The sequence below is a fragment of the Thalassospira sp. MCCC 1A01428 genome (assembly GCF_002115825.1).
In the GTDB taxonomy this organism is placed as follows: domain Bacteria; phylum Pseudomonadota; class Alphaproteobacteria; order Rhodospirillales; family Thalassospiraceae; genus Thalassospira.
On the sequence record NZ_JFJZ01000053.1, the window covers coordinates 7027 to 29203 of the forward strand.

General features: G+C 50.5%; 8 protein-coding genes. 3 read left to right on the forward strand and 5 right to left on the reverse strand.

Annotated elements, in window-relative coordinates:
- Positions 1-9: 9 nt before the first annotated feature.
- From THS27_RS23080 to THS27_RS23100, 5 genes are all read right to left on the reverse strand, one after another.
- Positions 10-18327, reverse strand: a complete 18318-nt coding sequence (locus tag THS27_RS23080) for a strawberry notch C-terminal domain-containing protein (protein WP_085594912.1) — start codon at positions 18325-18327, stop codon at positions 10-12.
- Positions 18328-18475: 148 nt separating this feature from the next.
- Positions 18476-19015, reverse strand: a complete 540-nt coding sequence (locus THS27_RS23085) for a hypothetical protein (protein ID WP_085594914.1) — start codon at positions 19013-19015, stop codon at positions 18476-18478.
- Entirely contained in the window at positions 19015-19269 is a 255-nt protein-coding gene (locus THS27_RS23090; RefSeq protein WP_085594916.1) for a DUF2312 domain-containing protein, read from the reverse strand. Before THS27_RS23090 ends, THS27_RS23085 begins: the two co-directional genes overlap by 1 nt.
- Positions 19266-20249 carry a hypothetical protein gene (locus THS27_RS23095; protein WP_085594918.1) on the reverse strand — a complete coding sequence of 328 codons (984 nt, stop codon included), beginning with the start codon at positions 20247-20249 and terminating at the stop codon, positions 19266-19268. The genes THS27_RS23090 and THS27_RS23095 overlap by 4 nt, the downstream gene beginning before the upstream one ends.
- Positions 20250-20458: 209 nt before the next feature.
- Positions 20459-20854, reverse strand: coding sequence for a single-stranded DNA-binding protein (locus THS27_RS23100; RefSeq protein WP_085594920.1), 396 nt, complete (start codon positions 20852-20854; stop codon positions 20459-20461).
- Positions 20855-20955: 101 nt separating this feature from the next.
- Between THS27_RS23100 and THS27_RS23105 the strand changes: the two genes are divergently transcribed.
- The 3 genes from THS27_RS23105 to THS27_RS23115 all read left to right on the forward strand — a co-directional run.
- On the forward strand, positions 20956-21501 hold the full coding sequence (locus THS27_RS23105; protein ID WP_139835715.1) for a hypothetical protein: 546 nt from the start codon (positions 20956-20958) through the stop codon (positions 21499-21501).
- Positions 21492-21704, forward strand: a complete 213-nt coding sequence (locus THS27_RS26980; protein ID WP_085594924.1) for a hypothetical protein — start codon at positions 21492-21494, stop codon at positions 21702-21704. Before THS27_RS23105 ends, THS27_RS26980 begins: the two co-directional genes overlap by 10 nt.
- A partial coding sequence (locus THS27_RS23115; protein WP_085594926.1) for a thermonuclease family protein occupies positions 21694-22177 on the forward strand: 484 nt, incomplete at its 3' end. The genes THS27_RS26980 and THS27_RS23115, both read left to right, overlap by 11 nt.

Sequence of the window (22177 nt, forward strand, 5' to 3'; positions counted from 1 at the left end):
GCTCACCCCTCAACGCCGGCGCCCACGAGATTGCGGCAGGTTTTGACTTTTTGACGACCGTAAAACCTGCTCGACGGTCTGGTCTTTTTTCTGCTCAACGAATTTTTCCAACAACTCCTGACCGTTCTTCAAAAGAGCTTTTCGTTCAGGGTCTCGTTCGGCTGCTTGTGCCGATTGAGTTCGCAAAAGTGCTGCAAACTGTTCTGTGGGGGTATAACCTTTGTCCAACTGCGTCCCATAGACTTTCAAGGCTTTAGCGCTGTTATCGGGGGCATACAGCATTGGTACCTGTTTCGACCATGTTCGTGCCCGTTCAGTCGCTGCATCTTTCAAGGTCGAGGAAATCTTTGGTTTTACAAATCCGTCGGGAGCGTTTTTCTGACGAACCTCTTTGACCGATGCTAACACATTTTGTGGCACCGGAAACCCTGACCGCTCAGCGCCATCAACAAGTGTTGCGTGAGCGGCATCAACCAAAGAACGGGTCGAGAGCTTTTTCCCCTTAGAAACAACCTCGGAAATCACAATCTCACCGCTTTTGCGCTCGATTAGTGATTTCATGATGCCGTCAGGTGTTTGCACCGAATTCACCCGGTACAAACGTTTCGCCACCTGGCCGAATTGTTTATTGCTGAGCATCCAGGGTGCGTCTTGCGCAACCGTAGTCCAGTTTTTCAGCCGTTCATTCCTGCGTGTAAGATAGTTGCCTGCCGCATACATTGCCGCCGCCCCGCCACCGGCCAACGCGACATTGCCAACAACAGCAAGGCCACCAACCCCACCAATGGCGGCAAGCGCCGCCGTTGCTTTGAGGCCAAGAGCATCAGTCAATGGCTTCACAAGATGTTCAGCGCGGTCACCAAGAGAGGCGAAGGCAACGCGCGCCTGATCAAACATGGTCGGCGAAAGACTGTTTCGGGCTTCACGGGTAAACTCAAGAAAAGAATCACTTCCAAAGAAGGTTGAGGGGTCTACAGCACCGTGTGCAAACGGAGCCATACCGTCTCGCACAGCAGACCCAAACGTGTGTGATGCTTGCTGCAGAGCGCTAAATGCATCCGAATTTGTTAATTCGGTCACCAGACCCGATGCAGCATCAGGGAGATTTCTTGCGTAATCGACCGATGCGGCAAAGAAATCTTTGACGTTGTCAATTCCTTCATGCTGCAGAGCGACGAAATTCTCGATTTGTTGCCGGGTTTCTGCCCCCAAACGATCCCAAAGATCTGCAGGTGTTGCGAGCGGATCAGCGCCGACAAAACTGAGCTGTTCCCAATCTGCGGGCCCAAGATTTGCAAAAAGATCCTGAACCGTTTGAGCGTTCAGGGCAAGATCACTGGCATTCACCTGTTTCGCAGCCTGTATCCCGCCTGCCAGACTACCGCCCACAAGGGCGCTGCGGCCAACATCTCCAAGCAGAGAGTCACCGACCTCTCGTCCGAGGGAGAATTTGGCCACCTGGGAGGCAGTATCATTGGCCGCAGCGACACGCGCAAGGCTTGATGCCGCAATTTCGTTGCGCTGAGCGCGTACTTTTTTGAAATTCGCGGTATTTTGTTCACCAAAATCGTCAATGAGATCCTTCGCTCTTGGTGCACCTTGAGGGACGTAATACTGATTTTTTGTCGCGTCATGAACCGCACCCATATGGCGTGCCCGGCGCAAGTCCTCAAGCGGAATATGCAGATAAACGCGTTTTTCATGAGGCACCGCCCGATTGGCAGTCGAGAGGTATTGATCATCACGACGCTCAAGGTCAGCACGCCATGCTGATCTGGCTTCATCATGACCAAACCGGTCAAAGAGTTCCTCAAATTTCGGATGCGTTCGCTCAATGTAAAACAGGCGGTTAACCTGATCATACATCAACGGCTCTTTTGAGGGCAAAATCCCATCGACCTTTAGTTGATCAATGTCACTTGGCCTCAAATACAGCGCGTACGCGCGCCCAGGAATTGCGTCATATTGTCCACGCGGCATCGTATTAATTTCATTCCTTTGAGGAATTTGAATTACAGGTTCTGGCAACATGCTGCCACCTCTATTAGCATTATTAACAGCGAAAGACCCCGAGCGCAAATAGTCTGCGTCATCAAAAGACGCACGTAAAGAACTTTCTTTTAATGACATTATTTGCTTTGAGTTGTTTTGCTCGTTTTGATTGTTTTTAGCCTTCTGCCCAGTCGAAAATCTGATGACATGGGGTTGATCCGGGCGCCTTGAAATTGCCGGCCCAGCGCCGGTTGTCGACTGCGACGCCCGAGCTTGAGCCGACGTCGCCTGCTGAGGACGACGAACAAGAGCAGCATCATTTGTGCCGACCTCTACCGGTGTTAGCCTTTTATGTCGCTCAAGGTCAGTGACGATTTTCGCCCGTCTTGTCGCCGGAATAGTCGAGATATTTGCCTGATCTTCAACACGGTGATAACCGGCATTGCGCGCAGCAGTCATAATCTGCATATCATCGAGGTGCATTTTCATCAGACGATAGAGCGCCTCGACAGCGAGATCTTTTGCTTTTAGACGTTTTCCATACTGGTTGACCGTTTCCGCAAGGGCAGGGAGGCCCGCGGCATCGACCAGCTTGACCGCATCCTCAAAAGCAATATTCGAGGATACATCGAGGACCCGGGTCCGCGCTGAAATGTCTCCGGCTTTCACCTGCGAGAATAAATTTTGCCATGACTCGAAGCCCCGACCTTTTAAAAGATTGTTCATGCGAGCAACAAAATTAGTTACCGGATCAATCGCCGGGGAACCCTGAGCACCTGTCACCCATTTAGCAAAAGCTTCGGCTGCCTTTTCCTCCGTCGGAAATGCAGAAGCGATGACGGTCTGTTCGTTTTTGCTCAGCAAAGCAGCAATTGAATGATACAGCTCGTGAGCTGCGGTCACCTTGGGGTTTCCACGAGACATGTCGGTCGACACGGTCATCGAATGTGTATCAGAAAAATACAATCCCAGAACCGGTTGACGATCGCTTTCACCGTCAACCCGACCGTCGGCAAAGAGCCTGTCAACGAAATGGGTTTCAATGCCGGGGTGAACCTGCTCAACCAGTTCGGCAATATCGTCTTTCAGCCGACCAAGGTCATGCTCAAATGTTGCATCAAGCTGCGAGAGATAAATCCCGGCATAATCGGCAATTTGATCACCGAGTTCCGGTGCCCACCGGCCATATAAAGATCCTCCCGGGCCAAGAGCATTAAGAAAATCTGTCGTGCTGGCATAAAGCCAGGTGCCATTTGGGGCCGGATAAAGCATATAGCCGAAATTGAGCGCCAGGATATCTTCATTATAGCGGTTTACCCGACCGTCAAGAGGTCGATTTAAGAGCCCATTCTCACGAATAAAGCGCTTTCGGTCATCTGATGTCATTCCGTTTGCATTGAGGTGACCGGTCAGATTATCGAGAAGACTTTTAACATCCTGGCGTGTCTCTGGCGTCGCCTGAACGGTGAATGACGCTGACCGGTTCGGGACGAACGAAGGTGATGCTGCCGGGTGTGCGTTGCCCGGGCGTATTGTTAAATTCGGAGCGCCCCCTGATACAGGTGTCTGTACATTGGTGGTTTGTGTCATCTGCGCTGCAGAAACCGCGCTAGCAGGATACAGGGCCTGGCCATCAAAAAAGACCTGCCTCTCAAACCCGTTGGCATCAAGCATCAAAACAGAATCATGGCCAAGCCGCTTGAATTCCGAGAACAGCGATCGTTGTAAATCTTTCGGATCACCGGCAATGCCGGTTTCAGCCATCTTCGAGAGCCACCAGCTTTCAAGGTTGCCATCAAGCAGAATGGCCTTCAATTCCTCAACGCTGGTAAAACCGTATTGTGGCGAGAGCCGCTCATACATCTCTTTGAGTTTTGTTGACCAGCTATAGGTACCGAGATCCTGTGCGGTCAGTTTTGCCGTCGACCCCGTATTTCGCAGATAAACGGGCACGCTAGATCCTGTAACCATAGCGGCCGCTGTTTCATCGCGATAAACGCTGTACCCGTCAAGGAGCGGTGTGCCGGCGATTTGGCCTGTGACGTGAGAGCCAGGCACATAGAACGTCCGCGAAGTATCGAAACTTCTGCGTTTCAGGACATCCTGTGCCACAGGATCGTAAGGTACATCGGTGCGGGTCGCAGCTTGTGACGTCGCAGACCATTCATCGCCTTGTTGTTTGAGAATAATGAGGTCTGCGCCAGCATTGCGCATCAAGTCTGAGGCGCGGCCAACAACCGTCTCGTTAAGGCTTGTTGTTACGCGAAGACGTTCCTGATCATCGCGAGTGGTACTCAAGCGAGATTGTGCAGGTTGGAAATGCCGTGCTACGAGGCGGGCATCACCATCAAGGAGAAAATATTCGCCTTTGTGTGCAATCAGGATCACAGCTGCCGGATTTTCGCGTTTTGCCTGATCGCGAACATTGATGATAACATCTATCGGGATTTCGTTTTGAAGCTCACTGTCTGCTTCAAGGCGAGCAGAAGCCGGCGTTTCGCGAGCCATTGCTTTCTCACGATTTTGCCCTGCTGCGGCCTGGGCAATTTCAGGTTCCGTCTTTATATCTGTTTGCGGGTCAAAATTGCGTAATGAAACCTGCCCATCGGAATCAAAATCGGCCACAGTGACTTTCAAGCCGCGTAAGCTCATTTGATTTGCCTGATAGGCAATCTCGTTTGCCTCAATCCGAATTGATTTGAGATCCCCGACCGCTTCAAACTTGCTGGTTAAAAGAGGGTCCTGTCGCGCGATATTTTCAACATCATCGCCAAATGTCCGATAGCTATCGCCATCGCGCACAAACACAATTCGACCCTGATGTTTAATTTTCAGTTCTGTGTGAACATCAGCGACACCTGCGGCGCGGCTTACCTGGTCGACATCCTGAGTTTCTGCCGCAGCCGCCACGCGGGTCTGTCGCCATCCTGATCGCGCCAGGCCCTGCGCCAGCATCAATCTGCGATCTTTAGACGCGATTGCAGCAGTAAGTTCAGGAATGTCCTCATCGGTAAACCAGGTGATATCACGAGAATCGAGGCGTTTGGCAAGAAGCTCTATATCATCACAAAGGTCGCGAGCTGTTTTACCTGAAATGATGTAGCGATCACCATCCTGTAATGCTGGAACTTCACGATTTCGAGCTGCAACCAGAAGATCTTCATAGCGATCCGATAGCGGCTTGTCTGACCAGAAAGCCTGTGTCTGCTGTCGCCTGGCTTTTGCGCGTTCTTCAAGCTTCGTAGCGTTAGCCGCATCTGCAGCCGTAAGTGTCTCGGTCTTTTTCTGATCCCCTGTATAATTTTCAAAAATGATCTGACCCTGATCGTCCAGCCGCGCAACCACAACGTCAAATTTTTCGGCCAGTTTGGGGGCCAACGTCTCCACAACATCGGAACTCATGGCGATTTCCGCCATGTCCGCAATCTCGATGAGCCCCAAATCAGGGTCAATATCATGGGCACGACGCGCATCGCGATCAAAAATGCGAAGCTGATCGCCTTCGACAAAAATGATCAAGGATTGTTGGCCCGCGAGCGCGCGCACTTCTTCAGCTTGCAGGAAAATCGAAGCAGATTTGGCATTTTCCATTGCCTGATCACGACCATCTGGTCCAGTCAACATCAGCCTTGGGGCTTCAAGTGCGGCAGCTTTACTTGCCGCCGCAAGAGCGGGCCCGACAAAAACATCTGATGACCGACGATGCAGGCTTTTGCGCGTGATCGCATCCCAGGCAACCCGGACATCTGTGGCATCAGCAAGCCGGGTAACGGTTTGCCCATCACGGGAAAACTGAACCCAGTCAAGGGACTGGTTGCGAGCCTGATGATCAATGAAATCGATAAGCGTTCCGACATCGCCGCCCGGAAGCTGACTTAAAAGGCTTTGGTCAATGCCGGGGATAAGGCGAAGCTGTTCTACGAACTCCTGACTTTTTTCGTTACTTGTGGTGAGATCCACCCCGGCCCCGCGGCGCAGATAAACTGGAACTGCTTCTGCGAATTTCCCGGCCTCCGCATCTGTTCTGCGCGTGTAAAGCTCGGGCTGATCATCTTTCCACGCCCTGTCAAGCTCGGGGAATTCCTTGTTGGGGACAGGCAACCAGTGAATATTATTGGGATCGAACCCCTGTTCCTGAAGAACAGCGATGTCAAAATCTTCGAGAGCGGACGCCTTCCATGTGCGCAACCGCTCTATCTCCGCTTCCCCTCGGTCAGCTTCCCATTGTTTGTGCCGTTGCTCTGCTTCTCTACGTTCGGCGAGTGCTATCTCGATCGAGGCAGATAATTGGTCCCAGGCCGGTTCAAGATGTTTGACATTAAAAACCGACAACTCGGTTTTGTCATATTCGAAAGGGGACCACAGTTTCGCTGAATCATATCCGCCCTCGGCGAGCCAGGCCATGAGCGCGTCTTTTAAGTCGCCATCATATTGCCCTGCCGAAGTATAATCCTGAGCCCGTACGGCATTTTCAAAGGCTTGATAGTCGAATTTGTCCAGTTCGCGTTCAACCATGTTTTCGCGAACGTCGTCAGCGGTCTCGCCCTTTGCTACCCGACGATCAAATTCTTCATATTCGTCAACACGCTCGTATAGCGTTGTTGATAAACCTAAACGCAAATCGTCCTGGTTTTGATCAAAAAATTCGCGCGAGATGGTCTGGATTTCAGGCGACCAGGGATCTGCCGTGAGATCTGCTATTTTTCCCGGGATCACACGCACCGGGATTGCATCTTCAAAGCCGGCATCAAGGGCAGAGTCCCGGTCCTCATGCAAATAGAAGACACCGCTTGCTGAAGCACTCTCGGTGGCCATGTCAAGGTCTGGAGACGTGGCATCTTCAACCGAGACCCAGAGAACTTCGGAATTCTGGAATGCCTCACCAACGCCTGCTGCTAAATTTGCAGAGATCCAGGCGTCGCGGTCTGTAGAGCGCGCTCCATCATAAGCAGTCTCGATCACGGACGTGACAAGATTGCGATTTTCTGCTGACATCTGGTCAGGGGACGTCAGATTGTCAAAGTCATATTCCCTGGCCATTGCCTGTGCCGCATGAGCCGCACCGGCACCGCTATACATAAAGCGTTTGCCTGGTAACAATGCCTGCCCGCTGGCGCGATGCAGAACAACAAACCTGACATTATCGAGATCATAAGAACCAGGCCGAAGGCCAGGCCGCGGGAATGGCACGACAGCAAGGCCTGGTGCGCTCTCGCTGATAAAACCCGGATAGGCGACAGGCCCGGCCGGTGAAAGGAGCGGGACATCAGCTTCTATCCAACCTTGTGGCGTTTCCCCGCGTCGCGAGGCCCAAAGGTCATATTGCTGGTGACGGGGGAACGCCTTTACATCTTCTTCGCTAAATAACGTCAGGCCATTACTGGCTCCGGTCGAAAAATAGACCTGGTGGAATTTATGAACGTGCCGGCCAGGCACATGATTAAGATGAAACCTTTGCAACAGGTCCTTTACCGAAACGTCCTCGGGAACATCAAGAATACGATGTATCCGCGAGCCGTCACTTTGTTTACCGGGCGCTCCGGCATGGCGTACAGGCTCAAACCCCGAAGGGGTTTCGATAAGCGAGACGGGTCGTCCAAGTGAAAACATTGCCTTTGCGAAGGGCGCAGGGGCTGCTGAACCGGTTTCCCAGGGCATTACAAACCCACCGGTTTTGTTGGGCCTGGGCGCCGTCTGCTTTCCGGCTGTCGGTAAAGGTTTGCGAACCGATTTCATCTCGGGGAGACGGACCCCGGTAATTTTGCGGACTTCTTCCAGGCCCTGACGTGCAATCAAGGAAATATTCTTTTGATCGAGCAACACAAGCAAGTCTGATAGTTGCTCGGGTTTAACAGTTGCAACCATGCTCGAACCAACTGAAACGAAATCCCCGGCAAGATTTCGAATATCGCGATCAAGCCAGTATTTACCGCCGTTGCTGCGGCCACGAGAGGCGCGCACTTCAAAAACCGGTTTCTTGTTCTGGTCTTTAATTCGCGTGATCACCAGATTATTGTCTGTGGCAAAAACCGGGATATCTGCATCAAGTATGGTTGCCACCTGATGCTTGTCCTTGATTGCAATCGGAGATGTTTCCAACGTGTTTTGTAAATTTGTTCCGCGCGTTAACAGCAAACCAGGTTGAATTTCCCCCTGGCTGTCGCGAAAATAAATCGCTTCCGCGTCAGAAAAACGATCTGCTGCGGCCAGAATATTACCAGTCGCAATGAGACGGGTTTCGCGCTCATTGCTTGCCAGCTGATCAAAAGCCTTATGAACCGGCATTGTTTTTAGCGAACCGTCAACCATGACGGTCGCCTCATCAGCTTTAGCAAGGTGATAAAGGCTTTTGTCCTGTTTTTCGCCGGGCAGGGCGAGTTCGTTAAGCCGCAAATCAATGGTTTTTGCACCATCCGCCAGATATATTTTGACAGCCCAGGCGGCAGGTGAAAGCGGATTGTTGGCAGATCCCCGTTTTTTAAGCCCTGCCACCACACCGTAGATTAGTTTCTGGTCAGGTGTTTTCAAAGCGACGGTGCGCCCGATTGGAAAATTATTAACCATCGTCTCGAAACGTTTGCGATCTCCGTCAAGTCGCGCAGCGACCTGGTTCCGGTTGCGATCGCTCGCATTTTTAACGGCCGCTGCCCGGTATTTTGCAAACCGTTCCAGCATTGCTTCGCGCAAGGCTCTCGCATGGTCACGGCCTTGCGCCTGCAATTCGCCAAAAGAACCGTTTTCTTCCAGGCCGAACCCCTGGTTTAAAGTCGCCTGAATGCGCGCCCAGGGATAGGGGCGATCAAGATTGGCAACATCCATCTCGTTGACGAAAATTGCCCCACCAAATGGAGACGTCGATTTCACGGAAGGATCAAGCTTCGCCTTGGCCAAAAGCCTGGCATCCAGGTCAAGAACTTGCGCTTCCTCGCGTAAAAGCCCAAACGCCTCAGCCCGTTGGTATTCCGCCCGATATTCGCGCTCAATCTCATTGTAAATTCGGCGCTGGTCATTGACGGGCAACATGATCAACCGACCAGTAATCTTGCGTGCAGCACCATCGGTTTGCAAACCGCGGCCTGATGAGGTTGCCTTAAGAGGCAAGCCAAATCGATAATGGATTTGCGGATTATTCTCCATAACAGTGGCCGCAGCACGATCACCAATGTCATTAAGCAGGTTAATGCCGCCGGACTTCAAAAGACCGGTTTTGCGTGCTGTCGTATTGGCATTAAGGCTCTGTAGTTTGGCTTCCAGAACCGCTGCCGGTCGTTCCGCAGCCGGCACATTTGGCACATAATGGATATAACGTGGATTAACCACCTGGCCTTCGCGGTTTACCCTTCCTTTGAGCTGCACATGGGTATTAATTTCTCGATGCGCCTGCCAGGTCATGTCAACGCGGGGTCGCTGATCAGCGACTTTTTCGCTTGCATGTAATGAAATCCCGGACGCAGCACTTTCGTTGGCAAGCACAACATCGATGCTACCATCATTGAAGCCGGCCTCGGTTTGAACAGCCGCGGCCTTGCTTCGATCCTGGGCTGAGCGCCGATAGTAGCGGGGAGGGGCCTCGCTATAATCTATGCCGTCCGCGCGACCCGTGAATTCGCCAAAACTGTATCCTGCTTTCTCCAGGCGAGCTTTCACATAATCGATAGGACTGACCGGCATATTCGACCAGTCCGCCTGATCGATTTTTTTTAGAATTTCGATGTATTTTGCCTGGAGGCGCGGCCCGAGTTCAGCATCAGTCAATTGTCGTTTTTCGCGCTCCCCATAGGGAGAGCCAATCGAAATGTCACGCGATCTTTCGATATATCGGCGAACCAGATCTCCGAAATTGGCATCAATGACATCGCCCGGTTGCAATTCATGGCTCAGGCTGTAATCAGCCAGGAATGAGCCCATGGTATTCGCAAGCGTAATAAACGGTTTTTCGCCGTTTTTTAGGACATCGATCGCGTCTTTTGCGACCGTTTCGGCCGACATGGCCAAAAGAGCCTGATCGGCGAGATTATGCAAAATCGACGAGAAATTGATCGAATTAACGCCGACTTCGCCGACAGCGGCATCAGCGACAACAGCCTGACCGTTCGCAATAAGCTTCTTGCCAAGGGGGCCTTTAATCAAATCGTTCTTTTGCTGATCAAATTCAGCGATTGAAGCGATGATATCAGCGAGCTGATCAAATCGCTTCTCGTCAATCGTAACAGGCTGGAAATCGTAGGAAATTCCTTCCATTGATTTTTCAAGCCGGAGATATTGCCCACTTTCTGCAAGCATTGTCGCGACCATCTGTTGCATGGGTAACCCATGACGACTGATAATTTCACCGATCTGCGACGGGTCTTGCACAGCAAGTCGCAAGTCGGTTCGGCCAAACAGATCCATCAACCCCGGGCGCTTCGCATAGGTCCCGGAACTATCCGTCAGACCTTTCGCGTCATACATGAGCGAACGGGCAAGCTCTGCCCGGTTTTCCTGCGCGGCAGGATCGCGGTAGAGATCTTCGCTGCCCCCGACATTATGAACCTCATCGCGAACCAAATATGCGCGCGGCGCAAGCGATCGCAGCACTTGGCGTCGTAATGTGTCTTTGCCATTGACAGTCGATGTCTGCGACCAGGTCGTAAAAACCATGTCGTAATCATCACCGAGGTGACCTTGGTCTCTTATTTTGGTCAATTTAGCGTCATGCCTGGCTTTGGTATTTGTTCGAAGTGTTTCGCCGTTTGGTAAAGGCAAGGCTTTTGACCCTGTAAGACCATCATTGGTAACAAGCGGTCGCAGATGCCCGTAACCAATGTCGGCAAGGTCTCGCATCATCGCAGGATAGAGATTTGGTCGTTCGGTGAAAAACACCGGCGTCATTTTATGGCGCGATGCATAAACCAGCATCGCGGCCGCAACGCGGCCTTTGCCCATGCCCATCACGTTCCCATTTATGAAACTGCCACCACTTTCATGCTGGGAAATGGCAAAGCCAACGGCATCAATCTGTTGCGCTGACAGCGCTTTATAAAGTTCACCCCGGGTTTTATATCCCAGCTTCTCCTGGACAAAATCATCAATATTTCCATGTTTGTCCTTGAAGGTTTCATGTGCCTTCAAAAAGGCCGCGGACAGGTTCGCGGGCATCAGCGCTTTTTGTTGCTTCCCCCCCGACAAGGGAACATAGGCGACCAGGCTCTCGGTCTCACTCATGGTGCGATCTCCTGAAAAATCTGATCTGGATCCAGAGCGATCTGATGGTCCGGTATTTCCAGTCGAGGGGGAACGGGGAGGGACCAGGTCACCGGCAGCAGAAATGCCAGAAAGTCGGGATGCTGAGTTATTTCCTCTGGCATCGTATCGATCTGCAGCAAGTGACAAATCTCCCGCACCGTCCCGGGCCACAGCTTGTCGATCGCCGCGAGCTTGTCCTTGATCGCTTCGAGATAGATCTCGACCGTCAAACTCCCGCTGATCTGCGGCAACACCACTGTCATCAGAACCGGGTGTTCGACGGGAATGAAGCTGGCCATCGGTCGAAAAGGCAGATGCTGCATCCAGGTGGTTTGCCATGACATGATCTGCAAGCTCCTTTAATTCACCAAAATTCGAGATCTGTTTTAAGTCTGCAAAAGCAGGATGTGTGAGGGATGATTTACCACGACCGTTAATCACGATGAGATCAACCGGCCAGCCTGCCCCCTGTTGCCGGTAGAGGTCGCCGACCAAGGTCGTGTGAGAGGTGACATTGTATTTGCCATACAGCGCGAAATAAAAATTCCGCAACGATCGCGCCAAATACGGGTTTCTCTCCGACATGCGATAAGGAGAGGGTGCGGGCATCAACAACACGGCATTTCCGTCTTCAGGCAATCGCGCAAGCGCGTTCCAAACAATCAACTGGTCAAGCTGACGTGTTTCAACTGCGTTTTGCCTTGTCGTTTGTTGCGCCCCGTCTTCGGTCAGAAACAACGGCTTCTGTCTTGATTTATCCGAACCGAAAGGAGGGTTTGCAATCAGATGACGATATGCTGGTGGCCGAAAAGCCACCCCGTCTTCTGTGGTTACCTGATTTGCCCACAGGTGCTTTGCGCGTACAGGATCAAATTCGTTAGCGATCCTGTTCTCAGGTGGCGTGGCGAGCAGCAGCGCACCATGGCCTGCCGCGGGATCATAGACAGAATCACCAGGCGCTGCGCCGAGGAATGCGTTAGCCATATAGGCAAGTGCAAGCGGCGTTGAATACGCCTGCAGCTCGCTGGATTTTGATGTTCGTTTCGTGAGAGATGGTAACTGAGCTTGCAGATTTTGCAGAGTTTCCATGCGTTCCGACATCGAGCTTTCGGGTTTGAACGCTGTGATTGCCTTCCTTGCGACACGCAACAAGGCCACTTCTGCAAGTTCCTCGATTTTTTTAGCATCAAGGTCCGATGCCTTGAGAGGGGCTTGCAGCACATCGGAGCAAAATGCGCGAAGCTCTGCTGCAGTTCGAAACTCTTTGCCTGTTTCCAGGGCATTTTCGAGATGCTCGAGAAGGGCTTTTTCCTTATCGTCAGAAATCTCGGCTGTTTTAAAGGCAATGCCCCCAAAGGAAACATCATCTTTTTGTTTCGCTGGTTTTCGTTCGCGGGCCAGTTCCGCTTGAGAGTTTTCAAGATGTTTTTCGACAAGGTCAATGGCTTGACGCTTGATGTCGGTCAGCTCGGGTCGTTTAATCCAGTCAGATTGCTCTGAGCGCACAACAGACCAATTTGTCAGTTTTTCCAATTCCATGACGCAGTTGCGCGCATCTTCTTCGCGCGAGAAGCGACCATGATGAGCCGCAAGACTAAAGCCGGTTGGCAAATGGGAGATATACCAACCTGGACGACCGCCACGGTCCTTCGAGATTGCGAAATGACCATAAACCACGGGATCGATCAGTTTCCCACCAATGCCAACAAAGATGTCATTCGACTTGCCACTTGCGGCAAAATATACGTCTTTGCGTCGAGAAAACTGGTCTGTGCCGGCTACCTCGTTTAACGGTTTTGTCGGGTCCCTTAGATCGATCAAGGACAAGCCCTGACTGTGACGTTCTGCGAATATAACCGCTTCGGCCCAATTGCCTGTAACTGCAATTTCGTCACCGGCATAAAGGACCTTGTAGTTGGGGTCATTCTGCACGTGCGAAATGGAATAGCCCAAACCGGCCTTATCCTGGGCACACAGGGGTTCTTCTACAAGCAACTGTTGATGCGCGATGTGAAGCGCTCTTTCACTTACTTCCTCGCTAATTTGATCTGCATAATCTCGATCAAAGGCCTTTTCGTCGAGATCACCCAGCGAGATATGTCGCTTGCGATAATCCGCCATAACCAGCTGCCTTGCGGCATTGGAGATTGCTTCTTCCGTCACATCCATTTGATTGTGAACGAGATGCCGCACGGCCTCTTCGCGGTGATTGCGCGCATGATCTTCAATTGTTTCTTCTGTGAGCGCATATTCCGAGCCATGCTGGCTGAGATATTCAGCCCTGACTTTCCTTGTGAGTAATCGCTCGAATATCCCGACACGCTCAGACAGTCTTTTGGCGTCAGGAGAGAAATCCGACGGTAGCGAAAGGTCATCTTCCGTTCCAAACTCAGGCACCAGGTCCCGAACTTTAAAACGAGGTTTTATAAAATCGTCGTAAGAAGCCGGGATTTCCCCAAAGTTTTGACGATAGTTCTCGGTGGCTGTTTGATACTGTTCTGCATAGGAAAACAGATCCTGCGCCCGTTTTCTTGTAGAGGGATGTAACAGTTCTTCCGTTGCAAGGAACCGATCGATCACCATGGCATCGTGCTGATGCTTGTCGTCAAAAAGCTCCGTAAAATCAATTGTACTGCGTGCTGGATGTCGTTCAATCAGGCCTAAAGTCTCGGCGGCATGATAGGTGTTATTTGCGGCATTAAGGAGATCGCCCACAGATCGCTGACGTGCTGCTTCGCCGAGCACATCATTGCCCTGAGCGTCGAATTCATCGTTGTATGGCACAGGCTTTCTGGTCAGGAATGAGCTGTCACCCGCACCAAGATCAGCAAGTCGGTGCGACAGGCTGCGATAATCCCGACCGATCGAATATTGAGCCTTTTCGAGTAACAGGTCAGGTTGGTTATCGATAGAAACCCGCTCACGTTTTTGAGCAATGTCACGGGCATGTTGTGTCAAGAATTGTGAGGTTACCCATCTTGAGAGAACTTGATCTGAAAGCCCGTTCCCATGTTCAACAATCGCGGGGATACCTCGCAACGCCATGTTCAGATAGGCCATGTGAACGGCCCGAATATCGATGTCTTTCAGGTAGACGCGGAGGTCTTTTGCAGGATCAAGGTGTCGCTCGTGAAATATCTCTGCAATTGCGACCGCCATGGTGCCTGAGCCACAAGTTGGGTCACCAACCGTCACAAATCCTTTGCCGTTACTGATTTTTTTAATGTTATCGGGTGAAAGGTCCCCAATGGTTATCTCGGCGTTGAGACGGGCGACTTCGTAAGGTGTGAAATACTGACCAAGGTTCTTGCTGCTTGCGATCTCGGAATGAACCTGAGCAAGAACATCACTGTCAAGTCGCTGTGATGCCATGGTTAAAATTGCCAGGATTTCAGGATATACCGTTCTGACAGCATCGAGTGAACCCGACCGACGGTAGCGATCGACAATTTCCAGATAGGCGTCTTCGTTTTCCAACCAAGGTTCTGAATCCTTCGGAAATGTGTTTCCGCGAAAGGCCCGGGCGGACATTTCGAGAAAGTCGCTCCATTTTCTCTCGATTGACAAAGATGGATCAGCGCTGTCGAGCAAGCTGATAATTTTCTTCGCCGGATCGCGTATATCTGAAATCTTGAAGGCGACTGGCCCTGCAATAGATGCTTCTGCTTTTCTTGCCGAGCGCGGGCGGGACTGCGCTTTTTGTTCACGCACAGATCGTTCACTATCTACCACGGTCATTTGGCTGTTTCGGGCAATTTCGCGCAGTTCTGCGAGATTTTCGCGCAGTTTTTCATGATCGTCAAATTGCGACCAGTCCGCCTGAACTTCGAGAAGTTCAGCAAAACTCATTGCCTCGCGATCTGTCCGAAAATAAGGCTCAATTGGTAGACCGGATCCCAGATGGATGACTGCTGTGCCCGGTTGCTTTTCGCCTAGATGCCAGTCGGTTTTAACAAGTCCGAAGTTACCCCGGGCAAAACCGTTCACCAGTCGGTGCGACACATCAAGATGAGGCGACAGAATGAGTACACGTCGCGCCCAACCGTCGAGATTTTGGACCGGGTTCAGGTTACGGAAAATATCTTGTTGATCTGCCTCTCTATGACCGAGCAAGCCGTACTGACTGGCGATATCAGCAGCGTCAACCAGGGCATCCGAGAAGGTTTCCCCCTGACCAATACCAAGGAAGGTCTCGTCTCCAAAAGGCCCCGGCGCGTAAACTTCGATGCCGGCATCACTAAGAACAGGATTGAAAACCAGTCGATAACCAAGTCCTGCGTCGTCTTCAATCATTCGCGCATTTTGATAATGCTTTATTTCTGCCAAAAACGCTTCGCCAAGAAACTCTTTTCTCTCAGTCGAGAGGTCTGCAAAGATGGTGTCATATTTCACACTGGTATCGCGCTGCATATCAGAAAGCAGCAACGATTTTTCATCTGGCGAATATTGGTCCCATCCAAAAACCGATTTCTCCGCAAGGTCTGTAAGAGCCTGAATTGTCGGGGTGTAATCTGGCAAGAACCGGTCAAGAAACTGTTCTTTGAGCGGTCCTTCTTCAAGCGATTCCTCCAGGCGTTCCATCAGCCAGCGACGATCATCTGAGGACAGATGCAGATCCTGCTCTTTGGCCTCATAAAAAGTCGGAAGCATGGTTTCAAAGAGCCCGAGCGAAAAGGCAATCGGGCCACTAAAACCCGATGCAGTCATTTCTTTGAGCTTAGGAGAAACCTTCTTTAAAGCGACCTTGTTTTTTACTGTTCGGCCAGTGCGCGACGCTTGCCGGATTTTTTGACGCGCCAGGTCTGACGCAGCATTTACAGCAGGGCCAACCTCGTCGATTTTTGCAAAATCAATGGAGGCCCAGTCCATTTGTGGTTGTAGCAAATCCACAAAAGTTTGAGCTTCCTCCATTTTAAGCCAGAGAGGCCCCACGGGCAGCCCCGTGGGCAGATGAACTGTCTGGTAGGCAGCCCTTGCCGCCTGGCCAGGCATAATGACCCCGAACTCACCCTTACCTAAAGCTCGGAAAGCGATATCCCGGGTCCCATCGGAAATAATTATCTGCCCTACACCCCATGCGTCTTGACGGGCAGATTTATTTAACGGAAAGCTTCGCGGAACAAAACCGAGCCGCGCATGCTGGCAAGCAACCTGGACGGCTTCCTGATAAGAGTCACGGGTGGCGACCAAGGACCCAATAATCGAATGATCGTCAGAGAGGTGAACAAAATGCCTCCCATCTGGATCACGCAGGATGAAATAAGGACGTTCACCATCATCTGTGATTGACCTTATTACTTCAGTCTGACCATACTCATCGCGCACTTCTTCTGAAGCCATTTCCGATACTTTATCGAAAAATAGCTCAAGCAGATTATCGTCATTGTCTTTATCAAAATCCCAGATTGGATCTTCGGGATCAGGGTCTTGAAGGGCTTCTTCAATCAAGCGGTCATCGAGGCGCTGATCAAGAGTCTCATTAACCAGATCGCGGTCATCGTCTGACAGACTATCTAAACTGTCAGGAGCGAAGCCTTTTTCAGCCAGCACCTCATTGACGATTTCAGAATACCATTCTTTTTCTTGTGCAAGATCATAGCGATCTTCAAAAGGGATCAAATAATCTTCGTGGTGCGTTGTTAATACCTCGGCTTTTGCCTGATCATAAAGATGTTGACCGTCCCAGCTGGAATGAATGCCTTCACGCACCATTTCTTCGAGTTCATAGACGAACTCTTCGTATTCCCCGTGACGACCGAATAACGGAGCCGCATGCGGTTCCGTTGAAAATTCAGGCAGGGGCCGATCATCGCCCGCGAGGTTCGGACTTAGCCGATATTTAAATTCGGGATAATCTTCGAGAACATTGCCGGGGACAGGCAGTTTTCGACTTAACGCTTGGGCAACGATCTCTTTATGTTGCTCTTCGAGCACCGGAAGAAACGAAGGATCGAACGAAGCTACCCGATCCATCGACTGGCGCAGAAGTTTTGATGCAATCTCGCCAGCCAAACTATCACGCCCCCTATAAAAAACCCGGCCATCATGAAAGACGGCAAGAGGTGTAAATCCAGTCCTGTACCCTGAAGGCGCATCAAAGTTGTGATATTTCCCAAAAACAAATAATGAACCGGGATATTTCGGATGCCGAATGAACTGAAGGGTTGAACCATTGGTCTTGCAAAGGTGCTTTACACCCTCAGCCACAAGCAATGATTTGGTTTGATCTTCCTGCGCAACGTTTGCAAGAGTGAAGCTGGCAAGAAATTCGTCCTTTGTTTTGGCCCAGTCCGGCTTCCCAACCGAAAACACAGCCTGGCCATTGTCAAGAATAGCATTCACCTCAGCTGTTTGAGGGGCATACCTCGCAATCATAGCCGGTTCAAAAATCAGGCGTGTGACCCACCAGTCATGAGGTTGATCAAAACCTGTTTTGTTAACCGGTGCTATTTCTGTAATCGCCTGGCGCATGGCATCAAAATATGCGTCTGCTGCCTGCTCATCGGTTGTATGCAACCCCCTTATGAGAGCCATCTGGTCGGTCGGCCTGACCGGCCACTCAAGCGCGTGAATGCGCTTCCCCAGGCCGTCTCGACGGTTCGCGGTGTAGGATAGAGCATCTATCCAGTCGCCTCGCCGAAAGGCCCTGACGGACCATCCAGGTTGCACGGCCTGTCGTGCTGATGACGACGTTGTATCGGATACTTTGAACTGTGGGAGCAATGCTTTGCCGGTCGGATCACGCCATATCGCCTCAACCGGAGTATCGGTGAGATTGGCATGATCGCTCAATACGTGTCTGGGGATATGAAAGCCTTCGAATGCAGCGTGTCGAACAATGCGCTCATGTAGCGTTCTGCCAGAAGCAGCACCGAGCATCGCTGCCCGATTTTCCTGCTTTTCCAACAAACGGGAGAGCTCGAATAGCTCTGTTTCTGTTTTGTTAGACGCCACATCCCCCGACAAATAAACGCCGCGGACCAGTTTGACCTGATGTTTCTGTGCTATTTTTTGGGTTTCAATTTCATCAGACGCCCAGCGCGAGCGATATTGCGAAAATTGCTCTCGATCTAATTCCCAAGGGCGTTCATCTGATAAAAACACTGTCATTTTACATCTCTTTTGATCACATAAGCGTTTTTCGGAAATGGCGAAAAACGAATGGCTTCAGCATGTAAAATGTTAGCATTTATGACGTGCCGCTAACAGAATTATTCTTTTGATGTCAAAATTTGCATTTTGCACCAAATTTAAATTATTAGTCACAGCCGAAACTTTGACGTTGGGCCATATCGAATTCTGTCAAAAATTCCTGCTCATCTTCTAGAAAACTGTATTCAGGTAGATTACTGGATCGATTGCTCATGATGAGCGAGGTCAATCTAACGGAGATCTCAGCCTGCAAATGGTGATGTATAGAGAGGCTGCTTTCGGAAATGCCAAACCGCTCCATCATCTTTATTCGAACATGTCTGGCCGCTAAAATCAGATCGTCAAAACAAAACGGGTTTAACGCTTGAAGCGCGTGTATGGAGAAATTTTCGAACGCATACATCCAGGCATCTTGCAGCAAAAGATAACTTTCAAGTTCGGGAAACTTTTCAGGTGCCGTCAAATCCACACCAATGGCTTTTCTCCATAGCGCAACCCGGGCAAGGCTATAAACAACAGGATAGCCTTTCAAAGTCGCCCGAATTCGCGACAGTCCGCGAGCAACCTCAAACATATCAATGTCTGTCAGTCGCATGCGATGCGGGTCGATTTTTCGACCACTATCTAGCAGTAATTCCGGAACCATCAGGACATGCCCAAAGCACGTTTATAAAGCTCAAGGAGCTGTTGTTGTTCGGCACGTACATGTTCCTCCAGTTTCCTTAACCGAATGATCTGGCGCAGGATTTTCACGTCATAGCCAAGGGCTTTGGCTTCGCCGTAAACTTCCTTGATATCGGCCATCAGGTTGGCCTTTTCTTCTTCAAGTCTCTCAATACGCTCAACATAGGATGCCAGCTGGTCAGCTGCGATCCCACCGACATTTACAGGAGCAGTCATAATCGAACACTCCTTTTGCGCGGCCTGGGGCTAACAATTTGTGCAGGAGAAGGTTTGGCAATTTTCGCAGCTACAGGAAGGAAGTGATCGCGTCCCCCAAGCTTCCGAAAACCCTTAACCATTCGCTCACCAAGCTCGCCGGCAAAAGCATTGTGAAAAATTGCCTCGACACGCCGGCCGCCAAACAGCGACTTGATCTGCGCGGCTGCCGCATTCACCTTATGAAAGGAGCGGGACACTTCCTGGTTTGGCGCCCTTTCTTTTGCGGTAGCCCAATTTGCAAAGGCAACAGCCGTGCGTTCTTCGTGTGTCATCACATGATCACCAGGAAAAGCAGACCTGAGAGCTGCACGTTCCCGGTGCGTAAGCACAGGTTCTATCGAGTGCCACATTTCATGATAGACCGTATCGACAGGATCAAACTTTTTTGAAAGCGAGACAGTCGACATATTGTAATAGGGCACATGCATGCCTGCGACTTCCATGCGATCCGTACTGCTTGCGCCGCTATTGAGTAAAGCTGGCCCTTCAGCATAAAGCTCGCGCACCAAATGCAACTCAACCGTTGGATTGATGCGGGTCGCGATCGAGATGAGCTTGCGCCGCAGATCACCATCCTCGCGAGTACCGTCGAGTTCTATGACAGATTTTATCCCACCACCTGCTTTTAACTCCATCGCGGCGCGAAAAGCATGATCCGTGGCTGCGGAAAAATCCCGACTTGCCTTAATCCACCTTGACAGATTTTCTGAACCGCACCATGCGGAGAGATTTTCCAGAATTTTGCGCGAGCCCGGACTCAAAGTATCGAGCCGGGGTTTTCCTTCGATCTCTGACATCCATTTCTGGATTGTGACGCTCGGAACCTTACCCGCTGCAGCCGCGAGCATCTCTGATCGAGCCTCGGTCAAGACCTTCCAGGTGGCATCTTCGGCCTGATAAGCTGTCTGATAAGATTGTTGCAGGAAATCTGTTGTCATTGAAATTCGCCGTTGCAAAATGTCTTTTAATGACTATAGTGGCTTTGTTGTTGTTTGCAAAGACTTCTGGTCAGCCCAAGATCATGCTTAACGTCTACGGTCAGGTTTTCCTTCCCCTGAAGTTTCAAACAGCAACTCCCGGCAAAAAGGGGCTGCATCAAAGGATGTGGCCCCTTTATTTTTGGGAGATATGTGAAAGGCGGCAGCGATTAGAAGGGAATTTCGGGATCAAAATCGTCATCAACCGGATCAACGCCTTCTTTCAAAGGTGAAATGCGGTCGCCCGAAACTGGAAAAGCCTCAATTTGTTCAGCAATAATATTGGTATAGAATTTACCGTCGCGTTGTTTTAGTTCCAAATGGCCTGAAACAACAAAATTTCGATCCCCTTTTTTGATATACGTTTCAACAGTTTCTGCCAGAACGCCGTAAAACGTAACCTGATTCCATTGTGGGTCTTCGATATATTCATCAGACCCGCGCTTCTTCCGGCGACTTTTCGTCAGAAGACTCACTCTCGCCGTTTTACCTCCCTTTGGGGTAAACCGGATCTCCGGATCTGAACCGACGATTAAGCCTGCTATCATCACACTGGGATGGGCCATTTCAATATCCCCTCTTTTAAAAACATCTTTTGAGATTGATTGATTTATTCACCCTGTCAATGTAAATTTGTTATTAAAAGAAATTTTATAAGGAGCGGGAAGTGAACACTGATCTGGCAGCCTTAAAATTAGGCGTTTCCGATTTCAAGCGAATAGGAGCTGGCCTGTCGGTCATTTCGCGCTGGAACGGAGCATCCGATATCACAGTCGCTCAGCATTGCTGTGACATGGCCAATCTCGCCAGCGCAGAATCAAAACCTTATGCCCTGATTCACGATGCTGAAGAGGCATTTATCGGTGACTGGATGACACCAATCAAAAAGCAATTGCGCATGATTGGTGCCATGCATCTGATTGAAGAAAAAATGATCTGGCCACTGCGGCAGAAAATCTCGGATGCCGCCGGTCTAAACTGGCCCTGGCCTCGGGATATCGGCAAGGAAATCAGTTATCTCGACGCGGTTCTTTCCGCAACAGAATTTCGTGACACTGTTCGCGTTGATATTTTTGATCGAAGTGATAACGATGCCGAACCCCTATGCGATTACATGCTTGCATGGAGTAGCACAAAAGCAGAAAGAGAATTTGCAAAAATGTGCTGGCAGCTGTTACCAGCCTTCCAGGGGCAAAAACGAGCATGCGCCTGATCATCCACATTTCACTTTGGCTTTGGTCAGGGATTTTGGGCCTTGCCTGGTGGGCAAGCCAATCTGCGCCTGTACCCGCCAAAACAATTTCGCCAATCACAATCATCGTAATGGCATTCCTGGCAATTTTGACTGGTGTAGTGAGTTGCTATGCGGAAAAAATCAGCCAAATCGGCCTTAGGAAGAAATCCGATGACAGCTAAGAGCTATCTATCGACAACGTTTGCAATCGCTATTGCCTTTTGGCCGCTTGGCGTGGCTGCAAAATATGAGATTGCAGTCATTGACGGGGATACTGTTATTGCTAACGGTATGAAAATAAGGTTGCTCGAAATTGATGCACCCGAGATTTTTCATCCCACTTGCAACGCTGAACGCAATCTTGGCAATCGGGCCAAGATTAAATTACAAGGCCTGCTTCACCAAAGACAAAACATACAATTCATTTTTGCCAAGGGTAAAGACCGATATAATCGCTTTTTAGCCCACATGATCATTGATGGTAAAGACGTAGGGGCTATTCTATTGAAAGAAGGGTTTGCACTACCTTGGTATCCAGGAAGTGCCGCCTGGAAACAACGAAAGAAAACCTGGTGCAGCCAGGTTAATTGTAAGCGTCCCCTCACGGCTACCTTGCAGGAGAGAGCGAAAACCTGGATTTTAGGAGCAAGAGGGA